This window comes from Ottowia sp. (assembly GCF_016703145.1).
Classification (GTDB): Bacteria; Pseudomonadota; Gammaproteobacteria; order Burkholderiales; family Burkholderiaceae_C; genus Ottowia.
Map to the genome: position 1 here is coordinate 1,586,466 of NZ_JADJCO010000003.1, position 17,293 is coordinate 1,603,758.

The window sequence follows — 17,293 nt, forward strand, 5'->3', positions numbered from 1 at the left end:
TGGCCTCCGATTTCTCCTGCGCTGATTCCTGATGGAAGAAGCGACACAAGGACGTGCCGCAGGCGTCAGGATCGGTGCCGGGTCAGTGCCGGTCAAAGACCGTTTCAAGCAGAAAGGTCGAGCAAAAAGACAGAATGAGTGCGGTAGAGAGCCAAATAAAAACGCCGCAAGCGCAGGCGCATTGCGGCGTGTAGAACGGGAACTTGAAGGTGATGCAGCGAACCACCAACGATCAGAACTTGGGGGACTCTTTCGGCGGGGTGTAGGGGGTATCGCCGTCGCCATAGAACCGCTTGCGCGTAGCCTCGGCCACCCGGTTGCACAGTACATCGCCCAGCTTGGCGCGATCCGTCTTGCATTGCTGGCGCAGTTCTTTAAGCCGTTCGGGGTTGGACGCCAGTTCTTCTACTGTTGGAATATTCGCTTCGGAGGTGCTGGCCTTCTGAGGCGTTTCCGACTGGCCGCAGGCAGTCAACGCGGCCACCAGCAAGAAGGGAATGATCTTCTTCATGGTGCAGGTTCCTCCGTAGGATCAGGATCAGGATCAGGATCAGGATCAGGATCAGGATCAGGATCAGGATCAGGATCAGGATCGAGGCCCGCGATGGGCTTGGGGGATTCTGGTGAGTCCATCGACTGCACCCGCTCGATGAATCGCTCCAATACATCGGATGGCTCACCTTCGGGGCGCAGCAGGAACGTCGTCAGTGGCGGCACAGTCGATGCGAGTGGCCGTGCCACTATGCCTTGTTCACGACTGGCGGCGATGTGCGCTGCACCCGCCAGGCCAAGCGCGAAGCCAGCCGATACAAGCGCCATCATGAGGTCGCAAGAGGCGCTGCGTTCGGCAATCAGAGGCTCCATGTCGGAGCGGCGCAGCACTCGATCAACGTACTTGGCATGGCCTTCGCAGGCTTGCGGATCGCACAAGACCAGCGGATGACGCAGCAGTTCATCCAGCGGAATCCGCTTGTGGGTCAGCAATGGATGCCGTGCCGGCACCGCCACCATGAGCACATCGCTCCAGACAGGCAGCGCAACGATGCCGTCGCCTACCTCGTCAGATTGCGCAAACCCAACGTCGTACAGGTCGTCATGCAACCCTTTGAGCTGCTGCGACAGGGGCACCTCAAAGAAGCGAAGCTCAACCTCGGGTTCCTCTTGGCGGCATAGCGCCAATAAAGCTGGCAAGCGCGATGGCGTGATGCCGTCCGATAGAGCTATACGCAACTGTCCATGAAATCCGTTGACTGCTGATTTCACACCGTCTCGCGCTTGATCCAAGGCGGCAAGAACGCGGTGTGCATGCTCCAAGAATAGTTTGCCGGCGCGGGTCAGTCGCGTGCTGCGTGTGGTGCGAGCAAGCAGCACCACGCCCAGTTCCTCTTCCAGCTCCTTGATGGCACGCGACAGCGGCGATTGCTCGATGTGCAGTTTCTCGGCGGCGCGCGCGAAGTGGAGTTCCTCGGCTACGGCCAAGAAGTAGCGTAGATGGCGAAGTTCCATCGAACACCTCCATTTTGTCTATCGCCTTTGGGTGCCGCTTGGGCCGGTCTAGCTCAAGTGCTTGTGGAAGAAGTCCGTCAGCTTGGCGAACGGGATGAGGTTCACCCGGTCGTAAAGGTCAACGTGGTTGGCGCCCTTGACCCAATGCAGTTCCTTGGGTTCTGCAGCACGCTGGTAAGCGTCCTCGCTGAACTCTCTGGAGTGCGCCTGGTCGCCCGCGATGAACAGCAGCGGGCGCGGCGAGATCGTCTCAATGTCGTTGAACGGGTAGAAGTTCATGAACTTCACTTCGCCCGCGAGCGTGCGGTTCTGTGTCTGCTCCAGCGTGTAGCCGGCCGGGATGGCGATGCCGCGCTTCGTGCGGTAGAAGTTGTGATACATCGCGGTCACGGGGTCGGCATCGGCGGGCAATTCGACCGGCAAGTAGTTCTGGAAAATCCGCTTGCCGCTGGTGAACTCCTCGTAACGAAGCTGCGCGGCCTGGGCCAGCTTGTCCTTGCGCTGCGCCAGCGTCTGCGACTTGCCGTAGCCATTGCGCGTCACCGCGCCCATGTCGTACATGCTGACGGTGGCGATCGCCTTCAGGCGTGGGTCGATCTTGGCGGCGCTGACGATGAAGCCGCCGCTGCCGCAGATGCCGATGCCGCCGATGCGCGCGCGATCCACGGCTTCGTGCGTGCCGAGGTAGTCCACCGCCGCGCTGAACGCTTCCGAGTACAGGTCGGGCGCTACGGCGTTGCGTGCAGCGCCTTCGCTCTCCCCCCAGAACGGGAGGTCGATGGCCATTGCGGCGAAGCCCTGTTCGGCCATCTTCGTCGCGTAGAGGTTTGCGCTTTGCTCCTTGACCGCACCCATCGGGTGACCGACGACGATGGCTGGCAGCTTCTTGGAAGCGTCGCGGTTCTTCGGCAGGATCAGATTGCCCACGATCTTCATCCCGTACTGGTTCGGGAAGTTGACTTTCTGAACAGCCACCAGATCGCTGGTGTAGAAGTTGTTGGCGCCTTCCGGCATTTCGTTCGACATAGTGTTGGCCCTTGCAAAAGGAATCGTTGACATCACGCCGAGCGCCAAGGCGCTCGAACCCATGTATTTCAGAACCTGACGGCGATCGGCATCAATGCCCGATGGCTCTACGTTCTCTATCTCTTTCATTGGCTGACCTTTCGATGGGGAGGTTGTGTTCTGCTGCCTTGCCACGCCTTGCGCGGCGCGGTCACAGCGTTGAGGCATCCATCACAAAGCGATACTTCACATCACCCTTCAGCATCCGTTCGTAAGCGCCATTGATTTCACCGGCGCGGATCATTTCAATGTCCGCGACGATTCCGTGCTCGGCACAGAAGTCCAGCATTTCCTGTGTCTCGGGGATACCGCCGATCATTGAGCCGGCAAGACTGCGGCGTTTCATGATGAGGTTGAACACCTGGGGCGAAGGGTGCGGCGAGGCCGGTGCACCTACTAACGCCATCGTTCCGTCGCGCTTGAGCAGCACAAAGAAGGCATCCAGATCGTGTGGCGCCGCCACGGTGTTGAGAATGAAGTCCAAGCTCTTGGTGTGTGCGGCCATCTCGTCGGCATTGCGGGACACGACGACCTCATGCGCGCCCAATGCCTTGGCGGCTTCGCGCTTGGATTCCGACGTGGTGAAGGCCACGACGTGCGCGCCCATCGCGTGGGCGAGCTTGATGCCCATATGGCCCAGGCCGCCGATACCGACCACGCCGACCTTGTGGCCCGGCCCGACCTTCCAGTGACGCAGCGGCGAATAGGTCGTGATGCCCGCGCACAGCAGCGGCGCCACGGCCGCCAGTTGCGCCTCGGGGTGGCGGATGCGCAGCACGTAGCGCTCGTGCACCACGATCTGCTGCGAGTAACCGCCCAGCGTGTGGCCGGGCGCGTCCGGCGTGGGGAAATTGTAGGTGCCGACCATGTGGTCGCAGTAGTTCTCCAGGCCGTCTCCGCAATCCTCGCAATGCTTGCAGCTATCGACGATGCAGCCCACGCCGACCAGATCCCCGACCTTGTGGCCGGACACATGATCGCCGACTGCCGTGATACGGCCCACGATTTCGTGGCCCGGCACGCAGGGGTAGAGCGTGCCGGCCCATTCGCCGCGCACCTGGTGAATGTCGGAGTGGCACAGGCCGCAGTAGGCGATGGCGATCTGCACATCGTGCGCGCCGGGCGCGCGCCGGGTGATGCCGATCGGTTCGAGGGAAGATCGCCCGCATGGGCGCCGTAGGCTTTGACTGTCATCGGTTGTTCCTTATTGAGCGGGGCGCACGGTGTTCAACGTCCCACGAACTTCAGGCTGTTCTCGCCGTAGCGCGCCCTGAACGGGCGTCTTGGAAAGAACGGCCTCGATTTCCTGCATGTCCTCGGGGGACAGTTGCACGCCGCTGGCATCGGGTTCCTGGGGATAGCAGGCAGCCGGGAGAGACGATGCGCGATCACATGCCGCCCAGGATCACATGAAGATTCTCCTGGTCAGGCGCATTGAACCGATAGATCAATCCTCTGGTTTTCTTGCCTAATTCGATGATTCAGGAGTGTTCCGTGACATCAATGCGCGGTTCGGGGTAGAGTTCCCTTTTCAGGGCGACGCATGCCCATACACCCGCGTACACGACACCATGAATGAACCTTGCAGCACCTTGCGCGAGCCGCTGGTGCATGTCATCGACAAGTGGAGCAAGGGCACCACGGACTGTTCGACGCCGATCCCGAACGTGAGCTTCTTTCGGCGCGAGGCGCCCGCCGCGCCGGCCTACTGCATGATTCCGCCCAGCATCGTGGTCGTCGTGCAGGGCGAGAAGCAGATGCTGGTCGGTGGTGATGCCTATGCCTACGATGCCTCCCGTTACCTCATCACGTCGCTGGACTTGCCCGCCAGTTCCGAAGTGGTGCAGGCCAGCCAGGACGTTCCCTGCCTGGGCCTGACGGTGAACCTCGATCTGCGCACGATTGCTGAGCTGATCGCGCATGGCAACGTACCGCCGCCTCGCGATCGGGCCGTCAATGGCTGCATCGGCATCGGCGATCTCACGCCGGCCATCCTGAAACCTATCGGGCGCTTGCTGGAACTGCTGGACGAGCCGCAGGCCATTCCGACACTGGCACCAATCTTCCTGCGCGAGCTGCACTATCGCCTGCTGACCAGCGACCAGGCGGGGCGGCTGCGCCAGATTGCCTCGGTGGACGGGCAAGCCTACAAGATCGCCAGGGCCATCGACTGGCTCAAGATGAACTATGCGGCGCCGCTGCGCGTCGAGGAGCTGGCCGCGTCCGTGCAGATGAGCACGCCGACGTTCCACCACCATTTCCGGCAGCTCACGGCGATGAGTCCGCTGCAATACCAGAAGTGGTTGCGGCTCAACGAGGCCAAGCGGCTGATGCTCAACGAGCGCCTGGATGCGGCGAGCGCCGCGTTCAAGGTGGGCTATGAAAGCCCGTCGCAGTTCAGCCGTGAATACAGCCGCTTGTTCGGTGCGTCGCCCCGGCGCGACATTGCCGGGCTGCTCGAACCGGAAGCCGCCAATCTGCCCAAGCGCAAAGTCCGGGCGTCATAGCGCCGGGCGGCGACGGTGGCCGGCTACAGCCAGCCTTGGCCCGCCGGGCGTACCTTGTCGAGTTCCGCGCGGATGTGCTGGGCAATCTCGATCAGGCGCGCTTTCGGCAGGCGGCTCGTCGGCCCGGCAATGGCGATGGCCGCGCGCGACGTGACCGCGACCGCCACGCATGAGATTCCAGCCTTCTCGCTGTCGAGGTCGAGGGCGAAGCCCTTGCGCTGCGCATCGTCGATTTCCTTGGCGTGCTGCTGCCAGCGTTCCGGGTCTTGGGCACGGACGGATTGCGCCAGGCCGGCGTCTGCCGCCAGCAGGGTGTGGCCGAGCGCCTGTCCGATCAGCGGGGTGCGCTCGCCGGGCCTCACGGCCAGGTGCAGCGGCTTGTCCGACAGCACGGCGTCCACGCACAGGTAGTCGCTGCCGCTGACCAGGCCCAGGAACGCGGATTCGCCTGATGCAACGCTCACGGCCTGGAGCACGGGCCGGATGCGTGCGCGCAGCGCGTGTTCGGCCTCGGCGTCAGGCCGGACAAGCTGGGTGAGCTTGCCGGTCAGCCGATAGGCCGCACCCTTCCTGTCCTGCGTGATGTACCCGAGTTCTTCGAGGGACGCGAGCAGGTTGTGGGCGGTGCTGCGGTTCAAGCCGGTGCCGTCCGCCAATTCGCTCAAGCGTGCGCCTTCGGGCTGCCGGGCGATGTGCTCCAGCAGATCGAAAGCCCGCTGCACGGACTGGATCACACGGCCGGATGATGTTGTCGATTCCATAATGTTGAATTATGGCGGCGCGTATGGGTCAAAGCAATCACGATGTGGGAGGCTGGCTGGGTGCTCGGCCCGCCGCGGACAATGGGACGAAGATTGCCTCTATGCCGCGTGGCTGGGGGCCGCGAGCTTATGCCGCAGGATCGGGTGCCGACGTTCGAGCACCGCAACCGTCACCACGGGAACGAAGGTGAGCAGGCCGAAGATGACGCCGACCAGCAGCGGCGCGAGCACGCCGAGCTGCGTTCCGATGAGCATTCCCGTGACCCACGTTCCCAGGGCCGTGCCGACGTTGAGGAATGAAATCACCATCGAGGATGCCAGCGTGGGGGCTTCGCCGCCATAGCCGACGGCAAGGTGGGCAAGCACCGGGTTGGCCGCCAGTCCGACCAGGCCCAGCAGCGTGAACAGGATCAGCGTGGGCGCCGGCTGCGACGAAAACGCGAACAGCCCCGCCGAGGCCAGCGCCGAAACGCCGGCGGTGAACATCGGCATCGTGAACGGGTGCCGGTCGCCGATGCGGCCACCGAAGATCGAGCCGAACAGAGAAGCCACGCCGAACAGGGCCAGCGCGATGGGGATGAACCGGCTGCCCAGGCCCGTGTGCTCGGTCAGCAAGGGGGCGATGAAGCTATAGACGGAAAGCGCGCCTGCGTTGACGGTGACGCAAGCCAGCAGCACCAGCCACAGCCGGGCCGTGCGCAGACCTGCGAACTCCCCACGGATGTGCGGGATCGCCTGGCCCGGCGGCTCTGCGGGCACGAGCTTGACGATGGCGACAGCGACGACGGCCGCGATGACGGCCAGCGCCCAAAACGGGCCGCGCCATCCGGCGAGCTGCCCGGCAATCGAGCCCAGAGGTACGCCGAGGACGTTGGCGAGCATCCCACCGCCGATCACCAGACCCATTGCCCGGGCGCCGGCCGTGGGGCCGGCGGCGCGGGTGGCGACGACTGCCGCGCTGCCCCAAAACGCGCCGGTGGCCACCGCACTGACCACGCGACTGACCAGCAGCACCGTGAAGTCTGTCGTGAGCGCGGCGATCAGGTGGCCTATCGCAAACACCACCAGGGAGATCATCAGCGTGATGCGCTTGGGCATCCGCAGTGTGAGCAGCCCCACGGCCGGAGCGCCGAAGATCATGCCGACAGCGAACAGCGTGATCGCCATGCCGACCTGGGCGACGGATACACCGTAGTCGGCGGCGATTTCGGGCAGCAGGCCCGCGACGATGAACTCGGACGTTCCCATGAGGAACGTGCCGACCGTCAGGATATAGACGACCAGAGGCAGGCCCGCTTTCGCGGGCGTGCCGGGGGCGCACTGAGATGCGGATGCTTCAGCCATCGTTGTTCTTTTCCTATCAAGCTCAAGAATCGCTCGGGCCTTAGCGCCGGTCGATGTGGACTCGCCGCTCCGTGAATCGCCATTGGCCGTTGCGCAAGGCAAAGCCATCCACGTAGCGCCCGCGTGCGGCCACATGCGCCGCCGAGCCTTCCGTCAGTTGGGACACGATGAAGTACGAAACGCTGGTGGCCGTCTGCCCGTCGTCGGCCACGTCGATGAGCACATTGCCGATCAGGTGCTGCGGCCCGAGGTAGGCGCCATGCGCGGGGGTGTGCTCGCGCAGCCAGGCGAGCTTTTCCACCTTGCCGCGCGTCGCCAGTTCCGGGGAAACGTGCCAGGTCGCGTCCTCGAAGAACGCGGCGACGGCTTCCAGGTCGCCTTCATCGAGACGGTAGAGATAGGTGTGGATCAGGCGCGCGATCTGGCTTTCGGCCTCGCGGCGGTCGTCACGAGAAATCATCGTGGTGCCTCACTTCAAACATGGGATTCGGGAAAGACGACGCGATCCCACGGGGTCGCCGCTCGCGGCCCCGTGGAACGGCTCGCCCGTTCAGCGCGGATGCTGGGCACCTGGCGGTCAGAAGCCCTCAAGGACGATCTTTCCGCGTGCCTTGCCGCTTTCCAGCAGTTGGTGCGCGCGCTTGAGGTTGGCCGCGTTGATCGTTCCGAAGGTGTCGGTCAGCGTGGTGCGAATCTTCCCGGCCTCGATCAGCTTGGCGATTTCGCGCAGGATGTCGCCTTGCACGCTCATGTCCACGGTCTGCATCAGCGAGCGCATGAAAACCGCTTCAAGGTGGATCGAAATGCACTTCCACTTGAAGGGGTTGGCGTCGAACACTTTGGGGTTGTCGATGTAGCCGTAGCGTCCTTGGGGCGACATGAATTTCACAATGTCGTCGCGGTACTCAATGGAGCCGGCCGTGGTGAAGACGAAGCCAGGCGCACCCAGCCCCAAGGCTTCGATCTGCGCGGCCAGCGGCTGGCTGTGATCCACGACATGGTGCGCGCCAAGGCTTTCGCACCATTCCTTGGTTTCCGGGCGCGATGCGGTGGCAATCACCGTCAGGTCGGTACGGGCGCGCAGCAGTTGGATCGCCATCGAGCCGACACCACCGGCGCCGCCGATGATGACCACGGCCTGGGCCGCGCCGGGGACGGGGCGCGTCACGTCCAGGCGCTCGAACAGCATTTCCCATGCGGTGAGCGAGGTCAGCGGCAGCGCAGCCGCCTCGGCATTGGACAGGGATGCGGGCGCCTTGGCCGCGATGCGTGCATCGACCAGGTTGTATTCAGCGTTCGACCCCTGCCGACGGATGGCGCCGCAGTAGTAAACCCTGTCACCGATCTCGAAGCCCTGGACGAGCGAACCCTTCTCGACGACCGTGCCAACGGCGTCCCAGCCCAGCACGCGAACTTCGCCGTCGGCTGGCATGGCATTGCGGCGGATTTCGTAGTCGATCGGGTTGACGGCGGTGGCCGCGATTTCGACCAGCAGATCATGCTCCGTGGGAACGGGCTTCAGAAGGGTAATGTCGATCAGGGCGTCGTCGCGGTCGATTGGCCCGTTTTGCTTGAAGCCTACAGCTTTCATGGTCTTGTCCTCATGGTGGTTGATGGAAGGTCGTGCCCGGCCGACAGGGCAGGGCAGCTAGAGAAGAACAACTCAGGCTGCCTTGAGATCAGCCGGGTTGATCGGAAGGCGCCTAATACGCTTACCTGTTGCGTCGTGAATCGCATTGAGCAGCGCTGGCGCAATGACCACGGTGGCGATCTCGCCAATGCCCGTCGGGTCTTCGGTACTCGAAATGACGTGCGTCTCCATCGCAGGTATCTCATTCATGCGCAGTACGCGGTAGTCGTGAAAGTTGGACTGTTCCACGCGCCCGTCCTTGATCGAGATGTTGCCGAACAACGCGGCAGATAAACCAAAGATGGTGCCACCGTGCACCTGCGCTCCAAGGGCGCCGGGTGAAATCACTTGACCGCAATCCACCACAGTGATGACGCGCTCGGTAGTGACATTGCCGTCGGCATCGACGCTGACCTCGACCACTTGCGCCGCGTAGGTCTGGAATGAGTAAGTCAGGGCGAGTCCTCTGCCCCGACCCCTAGCCAGTGGTACGCCCCAGCCGGATTTCTCGGCAGCGACCTCCAGCACCCGCAGCGCTCGAGGTTGCTTGGTCAGCAAAGGCTTTCGGAAAGCAATCGCATCTCGCCCAGAAGCGCGTGCCAGTTCATCCATAAAACACTCCACCGGAAAGGCGTTCTGCATATGACCGACGCCGCGCCACCAGCCGGTGAGCAACCCCTCGGGCGGCTCTTGGCGCACATACTGAATCAGCATGTTGGCGAACTCATACGGCCCAGCCGCATCCCGAATGGCATCGGGATCTACGTTGTTTCTGAAGGCGGCGGGCGAGTAGCGTGCAATGACGGACGATCCTGTCACGCGGTGGTGCCAAGCAACGGGATGTCCCTGGGCGTCCAGCGTGGCGCTCAGGCGGTTGTAGTGGGACGGGCGGAACGTGCTGTGCTGCATGTCCTCTTCCCGCGTCCAAACCACTTTGATGGGGGCCTGGACCTCTCGGGCGATTCGCACGGCCTGTGTCACGAAATCCACATCCAGCCGACGGCCGAAGCCACCACCCAGCAAGTGGTTGTGCACCTGCACTTGCTCCACTCGCAGGTCCGCTGCTTGGGCAGCGGCGGCCTGTGCCCGTGTGGGAACCTGAGTGCCAAGCCAGATCTCGCAACTGTTGGGGAGCAACTTCACGGTACAGTTCATCGGCTCCATCGGAGCTTGCGCCAGCAACGGCTGCTGGTAGATCGCCTCGATGTTGCGGTGACCCTTGGCAGTGGCGTCAGCCTGCGCTGTAGCAACATCGCCCTCACGGCGAGCTGTGGCACCTTCCTGTCCCGACGCCTTGGCCAGTTCCGCGACCATAGCTTCGGTCGAGTATTGACCAGCGGGGCCGTCGTCCCACTCAACCTGAGCAGCAGCCAAGCCTTTGCGTGCAGCCCCCATGTGATCGGCCACAACCGCGACTAGATCGTCCAGGCGCACGACTTGGCTCACGCCACGCACGCCGCGCGCCGCCTCTGCATTCACGCCTTTGACGCGCCCACCCGGCACGGGACTAGCGGCCACGGTCACCACGCGCAGACCTGGCAACTGCGCGTCGATGCCGAACCTCGCCGTACCATTGACTTTCTCGGGAGCCTCAAGCCGCTTCTGGGCGCTACCGATCTTCTGAAACTGCGAACGGTCCTTGAGTTGAACCTCAACAGGAACCGACATCGTCGCTGCTAGCGCAGCGAGTTCGCCATATCGCAACTGCCTGCCGCTGGCAGCGTGCAGCACCCCGCCGTTCTCCGCCTTGCAAGCACTGACGTCCACTCCCCAACTTTGGGCGGCCGCGGCAGTCAACATCATTCGGGCGGCTGCGCCAGCCTGCCGCATCGGTAGCCAAGCGGTACGCACCGAGGTTGAGCCTCCCGTTCCTTGCACACCAGAATCTGTTCGCCCGTAGAGTTCGTCGTCGGCTGGTGCGTGCTCCAGGCGCACGCGAGACAAATCGACTTCTAGCTCTTCGGCGATCAACATGGACAGGGATGTATAGATGCCTTGGCCCATTTCGACACGTGGCATCACGAGGGTCACTATGTCGTCTGCGCCAATGCGTATCACCGCACTGAACGTGCCGCCGCCCTCATCTGGAGCGTTCGCGGACCCCTTGGCAATCCACCGAGGTATTTGCGCGGCCACGAGCAACGCGCCACCGACACCGACTGCCTTCAGAAGATTTCGCCGCGTCAGTCTGGGTGCACCATGAGTCTTATCAGCGGTCTGCATTTCATGTCTCCTTCCGGATTGGAATGAGGCGAGCTGCCTGCTTGATCGCTGCATGGATACGGTCGTAAGTGCCGCATCGGCAGATGTTGCCGGCCATGCCAGCGCGGATCTGCTCGTCGCTGGGGGCCGGCGTTTGCGCGAGTAGTGCCGTGGCAGACATGATCTGGCCGGACTGACAGTAGCCACACTGCACGACGTCGAGGTCGAGCCAAGCCTTCTGCACGGCTCGGCCCGCCTCAGTGTTGTGGATGGCCTCGATAGTGGTGATGGACTTGCCGACAGCGACCTCAACGGGGGTGAGGCAGGAGCGAGTGGCGGCTCCGTTCATATGCACTGTGCAAGCCCCGCACAGCGCCATGCCACAGCCGTACTTTGTGCCGGTCATGCCAAGCACGTCACGCAACACCCACAACAAAGGGGTATCAGCGTCCACATCCACAACGCGTGACTCGTCGTTGATTGTGAGGGTATAGCTCATAAGGGTGATCTCCGTGTCGTATGCGACGATGTGCCTGACCTTTCGATCGCACTGATAGACCTGTCGCAAATGCCGTCAACGCGTCGCGTGGCGCAGTGTCATGTGCCGGGGGGCACACGCGACCTAGAAGTGCCCGCCGTCAACGAGCAGCGATTTGCCGGTGACCCAGCCCGAATCCTTGGACGCGAGAAAGACCACCACCGGCCCAATGTCCTGCGGCTGGGCGATGCGCCCGAGCGGCGTGGAAGCGGCAACCTGTGCCTGGAATGCCTGCACCTCGGAATTGCCCAAGGCCAGGCTGCGCGAGCCTTCGGTTTCCACCATCCCGGGATTGATCGAGTTCACGCGAATCCCACGCGGGCCAAGCTCTTTCGCCAGCGAGCGGGTGATGGCATCGACCGCCGCCTTGCTGGCGCTGTAAACCGAGCCGTATGGCTCGGGGGCGTGGCTGATCGAAGAACTGATGTTGACCACGCTGCCGCCGCCTGCGGCTTCCAGATGGGGCACGGCCTTTTGAGTGGTCAGCAGCAAGCCCAGTACGTTGATGTCGAACTGGTGGTGGAAATGCTCGGGCGTGATGGCCTCCAGGGGCTTGAACTCGAACACCCCGGCGTTGTTGACCAGAATGTCGAGCCGCCCGAAAGCTGCGACCGTTTCCCCAATCACTCGGTCAATCGCTTCTGGCTTGGAAACGTCGCCCTGCAGGGCGACGGCCTTGCCGCCAGCGGCCACGATGACGGCCACGACCTGATCCGCCGCTGCTTTGCTGGAGGCGTAGTTGACGGCAACGCTCGCGCCTGCGGCAGCGAAATCCTTGGCGATGGTGGCCCCGATGCCTTTGGATGCCCCGGTGACAAGGGCGACTTTTCCGGCGAGTGAACTCATGGATAAACCTGTAGTGATGGGTCGATCGGTGCGTGCGCCTCGGCACGGCCGAACCGCCCCGCCATCGCGGGGCGGTTCAAGGTGTCATTACCAAGCCAGGCTCTTGCCGTCCTGATAGAAGCCGCTGGTGCCGGCATCGGCGGGCAGATTGACGACGTACTTGATGCTGGCCGCGCCCTCGGAAACAGGGCGTCCGCCTTCGCCGCCGAGGTCGGTAGCCGTCCAGCCGGGGCAGGCGGCGTTGACGGTGATGCCCTGATCGGCCAGTTCCGAAGCGAGGTTGCGGGTATAGGCGTTCAGCGCCGCTTTCGACGTTCCGTAGGCGGGGACGCCTGCGGTCATGCTGGCGATCGAACCCTTCTCGCTGGAGACGTTGACGATGCGCGCGCCCTGCGCCTTGCGCAGCAGCGGCAGCATCGCTTGCGTGACGCGCACGGCGCTAAAGAGGTTGATTTCCAGCGCCTGCTGGACGACCGCGAGGTCGGCCGTGGAAGCCTGTTGCGCGTAGTCAAAGACGCCGCCCACGTTGTTCACCAGCACGTCGAGACGACCGAAGTCGGCTTCGATCTTCTTCGCAGCCGCGTCCACGCTCGCTTGGTTCGACACGTCGAGCTGAACCGCGTGCGCGTTGCTGCCGATTTCTGCGGCGGCCTGGGTGGCGCCCTCGAAGTTGCGGGCGCCGAGCAGCACGGTGTCGCCGTCTGCTGCGAGCTGCTTGGCGAGTTCGCGGCCGATCCCACGATTGGCGCCGGTGATGAGGATGATGCGTGCCATATCTGTTCCTTTGTCGAAGTAGATGGGTGGTAGGAGCCAGCCGCTGCGAGCACTGACATAGCGCCGGCTGCTGAACTGCTGGGGTCTATTCTACCGAACAATCCTACAATGACAAACAAAATGATATTTATCAATCCGATAGTTCAACATTGTGGAATCACAGGACGATGCGATGAGACAGTTCAAGAACCTGGGCTGCCGTGCCGTGCAGCCAGGCTGTCCCCGCGCGCCGCACCCGGCGTCACTTCAAGCGGTTGAAGTGATAGGCCCACTTCGGCCCTTCCACATGCCCATAGGCGTCCACGGGGTCGAACCCGATCTGCCCAAGAAGCGCGGCAGCGCGCTCTTTGCTCTGTGCGTGGTCGCCGCAGTAAACGATGTTGGGACGCGGGGCGAGTCCCGTGCCTCGAACACGTCGAACAGCAGTTCGCTGGGCGTGGCCTGGAACGAGGCGACTGAGAGAAGGCAGTCGGCACGCGATGCCTTCTCGCCTGCGGGCGGCTTCACAAAGCCTGCACCAGTTTCGGCACGGCGGCGAACAGGTCAGCTTTCAGGCCATAGTTGGCCACCGAGAAGATCGGTGCCTCGTTGCTGTTTCAAAGCCCATTGATAGGTGCGCTCCCAACGGCTCTAGCTCGCTCCGCACACGACCAGAGGGAGCTGCGTCGCCGTTTCTCTCGCGCAGAAAGTATTGCTCCCCGAGTCCGCGAATACGAGTAGCGTTCACTGATGATGTTTCGTATTCTGAAACATCTATCTTTTCCAGGTCGGGGCACGTCAGTAGACTTTTTCGCATGAACACAACAACGACTCATGCGCCGATCGACGGCCCCTTGCATGGTCTCAAGGTGATCGACCTGACGACTGTTTTGAGTGGCCCATACACGACGCAGATCCTCGCGGATCTGGGTGCCGAGGTACTGAAGATCGAAGGTCCGACGGGCGATGCGATGCGCTCGAACGGCGTTCTGCGCACGCCTGGATTCGGCCACATTTTCTTGGCTTCGAATCGAAATAAGAAATCAGTTCAGCTTGACTTGAAACAGGAAGAAGGCAAAAGCAAGCTCAAGCTTTTGCTGAAGGATGCCGACGTCTTCATCCACAACATGCGCATGGCAGCCATCGAGCGCCTGGGTCTCTCGTACTCCACTGTCGTTGAGATCAATCCGCGCATCATCTACTGCTCGATTACCGGCTATGGATCGAACGGCCCGCACGGTGGACGACCTGCTTTTGACGATGTGATCCAAGCCGCGAGCGGCTTGGTCGACATCAACTCCGGCAGCGGCGGTCCGGCATACGTCAAGACCGTCATCGCCGACAAGGTCGCAGGTTTGATGGCCGCCAACGCCGTGTTGGCCGCACTGCACTGCCGTTCGGAGCATGGCATCGCGCAGGAGATCGAGGTCCCGATGTTGGAGACGATGACCGCGTTCAACCTGGTCGAGCACATGGGCGGTCTGACTTACCCGGATCGGGCCGAACCTCCCGGCTACAAGCGTCTGCTGGAGGGCGGCCGACGTGTCATCCATACGCAGGATGGTGCACTCTGCATCATGCCCTATGGCCCCAAGCAGTGGGAGACGATCCTTTGCCGGCTGGGGCAGCAGAGCGAGTTCGAGAAATTAGCGATCCGCTCCCGGGCTGACGTCAGCCGCAATATCGGTGCATTGAATGACCTGTTGGAGCGCTTGGGGCCAACGATGTCGAACCAGCAATGGCAGGCAGTCTGCGACGAACTCGATATTGCCAGCGGAAAGATCAATCCGCTGCACGAGATTCTCGACGACGAGCACCTTGCCGCCGTGGGGTTGTTCGAGACCTCCGATCACCCGGTCGTCGGACCCATTGTCCAGGTTCGCCATCCCGTCCTCTACAGCAAGACGCCTGCGACGCTGCGAAGTCCGGCTCCCTCGCTGGGAGAGCACAACGATACCTACTTGCCAAAGAATGACTAACTGAAGGAGACATGCCGCAGAGATGCGGCGACCATGCCATGAAGTACACCACCCGCTCTTTGATGTCCCGCCGATCTGCACTTCTGTGTGGCGCTGCAGGCCTCGCGACGATGCTCCCCGGCGTCGCGTTCTCGCAGGGCAACTACCCCACGAGACCCGTCAAGTTCTATGTCCCTTTCGGGGCCGGAAGTTCGAGCGACATCACCGCACGCACTTACGCCAAGGTATTTGGCGATATCGCCGGTCAGTCTGTCGTGGTCGAGAACCGCGGTGGCGGCGAGGGCATCATCGGCGCGCGGGCGGTGCTCGGCGAGCCGGCTGATGGCTATTCGATCTTGTTCGCCAGCAATACGGTGCTCAGCACCAACGCCGCAATTCGCAAGAACCTTCCCTACGATCCACTGAAGGACTTCGAGCCGATCTCGGTGCTCGAAATCAGCTATGCGGCCGTCGCGGTCCCCGCATCGTCCAAGTTCAAGACGTTCGAAGAGCTGGTTCAGTTCGCGGCGAAGAACCCCGGCAAGTTGAATCACGGCGGCGGAACGCCAACGTACACGCTCTGGAACGAGTGGCTCGCGCAACTGCTCGGCATCAAGGTCACCAACATTCCTTACAAGGACTCGGGCGAGGCCGCGAAGGCAGTGGCCGCTGGCGAGGTGGACTACGCCGTCACTGCCGTCAATCCGCTGCTGCCGCTGGCCGATGGCGGGCGGGTTCGCATCCTCATGTTCACCGGTGACAAGCGCCATCCGAAGCTGCCGGGGGTTCCTACGGTGAAAGAGGTCGGCCCGAAGGGCTACGAGGCGCTCATCTACAACGCCGTTGCGGTGCGCGCGGGCACGCCCAGGCCGATTCGCGACCGGATCGTCGAGATCATTCGACAGGCCAGCACCATGGACGTCGTCAAGGAGCGCATCGCGGCCCAAGGGCATACCTCGTTCTTCTCCGGGCCGGACGAGATGCGCAAGTTCCAGGTTGCCGAGATAGAGCGGTGGCGAAAGCTCGTCTCGGAAACAGGCCTGAAGTTCGAGTAACCGCACATGCCGGCGCTGGACGGAATACGTGTTGTCGAGTTCGCTGGCGTGGGCCCTGGCGCGCTCGCTGCAACCTTGCTCGCCGACATGGGCGCCAAGGTGCTTCGGATCGACCGTCCCACGCAGCATCAACTGGGTGCTCCGAAGGGAGCCGTGCAGTTCAATTTCCTGCGGCGCAATCGCTACGAAGCAGCCTTGGATCTCAAGGCCCCAACGGACATGGCACGTGTCAAGGAATTGCTTGCCTCTGCGGACGCATTGATCGAAGGGTTCCGACCCGGGGTCATGGAGAAGATCGGCCTCGGCCCACAAGAGTGCTTCAGCCTCAATCCGGCGCTTGTCTATGCCCGAGTGACGGGGTGGGGCCAGGATGGACCGCTTTCCGGCAGAGTTGGACACGACATCAACTTCCTGGCGCGCACCGGCGCGCTAGATGCGATAGGGCAGCGCGGGCAACCACCTGCCGTTCCCGTCACCCTGGTCGGGGACATGGGCGGTGGAGGCATGTTCACGGTCGCTGGCATTTTGGCGGCGCTGCTTGAGGCCGGGCGCTCCAAGCGCGGCCAGGTTGTCGATGTCTCGGTGGTCGATGCGGTCTCCAACCTCGCCATGTCCATCCACGGCCGGCGGGCCTCGGGCGACTGGCAAGCCGAGCGCGGAACCAACTACCTCGACTCTGGCGCGCCGTTCTACGACGTGTACCGATGTGCGGACGGGCGGTACGTCGCCGTCGGCGCAGTCGAGCGTCGATTCGTGGACAACCTGCTGGGGCTGCTGGATATCGACTTTACGGCGGAAAACGATCACTTCGACCGGCGGCACTGGCCGCGCTTGCGCGAAGAGATGGCTTCTAGGTTCCTCCAACAGTCACGCGACACGTGGGCCACCCTGTTCGCTACCTGCGAATGCTGCGCCGAGCCGGTGCTCTCCTTTGACGAGGCGGTCAACGACCCGCAACTGGTCGCGCGCAGAACCTTCAGTGATGTAGCGGGCGTATGCCAGCCGTCTCCCGCGATTCGGTTTAGCAGAACACCGTGCGTGCCCCCGCGGACGCCGAGGGCGGCCGACGGCGAGGCCACCGCCTCGCAGATTACCAACTGGCTGGCCTGAGGCCGGCCCTTCACGAGT

15 protein-coding genes and 1 pseudogene are annotated in these 17,293 nt (G+C 62.9%); 4 read left to right on the forward strand and 12 right to left on the reverse strand.

Going from position 1 to position 17,293, the window contains the following annotated elements; genetic code table 11:
• Positions 1-232 precede the first annotated feature (232 nt).
• The 4 genes and pseudogenes from IPG65_RS11415 to IPG65_RS11430 all read right to left on the reverse strand — a co-directional run bounded on the left by IPG65_RS11415 (position 233) and on the right by IPG65_RS11430 (position 3,765).
• Positions 233-511 (reverse strand): EexN family lipoprotein, encoded by a 279-nt coding sequence (locus IPG65_RS11415; protein WP_293189506.1) that lies wholly within the window; start codon positions 509-511, stop codon positions 233-235.
• On the reverse strand, positions 508-1,506 hold the full coding sequence (locus IPG65_RS11420; RefSeq protein WP_293189508.1) for a LysR substrate-binding domain-containing protein: 999 nt from the start codon (positions 1,504-1,506) through the stop codon (positions 508-510). Before IPG65_RS11420 ends, IPG65_RS11415 begins: the two co-directional genes overlap by 4 nt.
• 48 nt (positions 1,507-1,554) lie before the next feature.
• Positions 1,555-2,661, reverse strand: coding sequence for an alpha/beta hydrolase (locus IPG65_RS11425; protein ID WP_366932129.1), 1,107 nt, complete (start codon positions 2,659-2,661; stop codon positions 1,555-1,557).
• A 61-nt stretch (positions 2,662-2,722) separates the two neighbouring features.
• Positions 2,723-3,765: pseudogene (locus IPG65_RS11430) on the reverse strand (NAD(P)-dependent alcohol dehydrogenase).
• A 293-nt stretch (positions 3,766-4,058) separates the two neighbouring features.
• Here IPG65_RS11430 and IPG65_RS11435 point away from each other — a divergent pair.
• Positions 4,059-5,078 (forward strand): AraC family transcriptional regulator, encoded by a 1,020-nt coding sequence (locus IPG65_RS11435; RefSeq protein ID WP_293189510.1) that lies wholly within the window; start codon positions 4,059-4,061, stop codon positions 5,076-5,078.
• A 23-nt stretch (positions 5,079-5,101) separates the two neighbouring features.
• Here the strand turns inward: IPG65_RS11435 and IPG65_RS11440 are convergent, their stop codons facing one another.
• The 8 genes from IPG65_RS11440 to IPG65_RS11475 form a co-directional block, all read right to left on the reverse strand.
• A complete protein-coding gene (locus tag IPG65_RS11440; protein ID WP_293189512.1) occupies positions 5,102-5,812 on the reverse strand; it encodes an IclR family transcriptional regulator in 711 nt (236 codons plus the stop codon).
• A gap of 126 nt (positions 5,813-5,938) precedes the next feature.
• Positions 5,939-7,183, reverse strand: coding sequence for an MFS transporter (locus IPG65_RS11445; protein ID WP_293189514.1), 1,245 nt, complete (start codon positions 7,181-7,183; stop codon positions 5,939-5,941).
• 40 nt (positions 7,184-7,223) lie between these two features.
• Complete coding sequence (locus IPG65_RS11450) at positions 7,224-7,643, reverse strand: nuclear transport factor 2 family protein (protein ID WP_293189516.1); 420 nt, start codon at positions 7,641-7,643, stop codon at positions 7,224-7,226.
• 117 nt (positions 7,644-7,760) lie between these two features.
• Complete coding sequence (locus tag IPG65_RS11455) at positions 7,761-8,774, reverse strand: zinc-binding alcohol dehydrogenase family protein (RefSeq protein ID WP_293189518.1); 1,014 nt, start codon at positions 8,772-8,774, stop codon at positions 7,761-7,763.
• A 72-nt stretch (positions 8,775-8,846) separates the two neighbouring features.
• Positions 8,847-11,036, reverse strand: coding sequence for a molybdopterin cofactor-binding domain-containing protein (locus IPG65_RS11460; protein ID WP_293189520.1), 2,190 nt, complete (start codon positions 11,034-11,036; stop codon positions 8,847-8,849).
• Position 11,037: 1 nt separating this feature from the next.
• Positions 11,038-11,514, reverse strand: a complete 477-nt coding sequence (locus IPG65_RS11465) for a (2Fe-2S)-binding protein (RefSeq protein WP_293189521.1) — start codon at positions 11,512-11,514, stop codon at positions 11,038-11,040.
• Positions 11,515-11,637: 123 nt separating this feature from the next.
• Entirely contained in the window at positions 11,638-12,399 is a 762-nt protein-coding gene (locus IPG65_RS11470; RefSeq protein ID WP_293189522.1) for a glucose 1-dehydrogenase, read from the reverse strand.
• 87 nt (positions 12,400-12,486) lie between these two features.
• Entirely contained in the window at positions 12,487-13,173 is a 687-nt protein-coding gene (locus tag IPG65_RS11475) for an SDR family NAD(P)-dependent oxidoreductase (RefSeq protein ID WP_293189524.1), read from the reverse strand.
• Positions 13,174-13,967: 794 nt separating this feature from the next.
• Between IPG65_RS11475 and IPG65_RS11480 the strand changes: the two genes are divergently transcribed.
• From IPG65_RS11480 to IPG65_RS11490, 3 genes are read left to right on the forward strand one after another with little or no spacing between them, the layout of a single operon-like run.
• Complete coding sequence (locus IPG65_RS11480) at positions 13,968-15,131, forward strand: CoA transferase (protein WP_293189526.1); 1,164 nt, start codon at positions 13,968-13,970, stop codon at positions 15,129-15,131.
• Positions 15,132-15,169: 38 nt separating this feature from the next.
• Positions 15,170-16,165: a tripartite tricarboxylate transporter substrate binding protein gene (locus IPG65_RS11485; protein ID WP_293189528.1), complete on the forward strand. Its 996-nt coding sequence runs from the start codon at positions 15,170-15,172 to the stop codon at positions 16,163-16,165.
• 6 nt (positions 16,166-16,171) lie between these two features.
• On the forward strand, positions 16,172-17,275 hold the full coding sequence (locus tag IPG65_RS11490; RefSeq protein ID WP_293189530.1) for a CaiB/BaiF CoA-transferase family protein: 1,104 nt from the start codon (positions 16,172-16,174) through the stop codon (positions 17,273-17,275).
• Positions 17,276-17,293 lie beyond the last annotated feature (18 nt).

Bases quoted from the DNA above. Each gene is read 5' to 3' on its own strand.
- IPG65_RS11415 (WP_293189506.1), bottom strand. From the start codon at position 511: ATGAAGAAGATCATTCCCTTCTTGCTGGTGGCCGCGTTGACTGCCTGC.
- IPG65_RS11420 (WP_293189508.1), bottom strand. From the start codon at position 1,506: ATGGAACTTCGCCATCTACGCTACTTCTTGGCCGTAGCCGAGGAACTC.
- IPG65_RS11425 (WP_366932129.1), bottom strand. From the start codon at position 2,661: ATGAAAGAGATAGAGAACGTAGAGCCATCGGGCATTGATGCCGATCGC.
- IPG65_RS11445 (WP_293189514.1), bottom strand. From the start codon at position 7,183: ATGGCTGAAGCATCCGCATCTCAGTGCGCCCCCGGCACGCCCGCGAAA.
- IPG65_RS11450 (WP_293189516.1), bottom strand. From the start codon at position 7,643: ATGATTTCTCGTGACGACCGCCGCGAGGCCGAAAGCCAGATCGCGCGC.
- IPG65_RS11455 (WP_293189518.1), bottom strand. From the start codon at position 8,774: ATGAAAGCTGTAGGCTTCAAGCAAAACGGGCCAATCGACCGCGACGAC.
- IPG65_RS11460 (WP_293189520.1), bottom strand. From the start codon at position 11,036: ATGCAGACCGCTGATAAGACTCATGGTGCACCCAGACTGACGCGGCGA.
- IPG65_RS11465 (WP_293189521.1), bottom strand. From the start codon at position 11,514: ATGAGCTATACCCTCACAATCAACGACGAGTCACGCGTTGTGGATGTG.
- IPG65_RS11470 (WP_293189522.1), bottom strand. From the start codon at position 12,399: ATGAGTTCACTCGCCGGAAAAGTCGCCCTTGTCACCGGGGCATCCAAA.
- IPG65_RS11475 (WP_293189524.1), bottom strand. From the start codon at position 13,173: ATGGCACGCATCATCCTCATCACCGGCGCCAATCGTGGGATCGGCCGC.
- IPG65_RS11480 (WP_293189526.1), top strand. From the start codon at position 13,968: ATGAACACAACAACGACTCATGCGCCGATCGACGGCCCCTTGCATGGT.
- IPG65_RS11485 (WP_293189528.1), top strand. From the start codon at position 15,170: ATGAAGTACACCACCCGCTCTTTGATGTCCCGCCGATCTGCACTTCTG.
- IPG65_RS11490 (WP_293189530.1), top strand. From the start codon at position 16,172: ATGCCGGCGCTGGACGGAATACGTGTTGTCGAGTTCGCTGGCGTGGGC.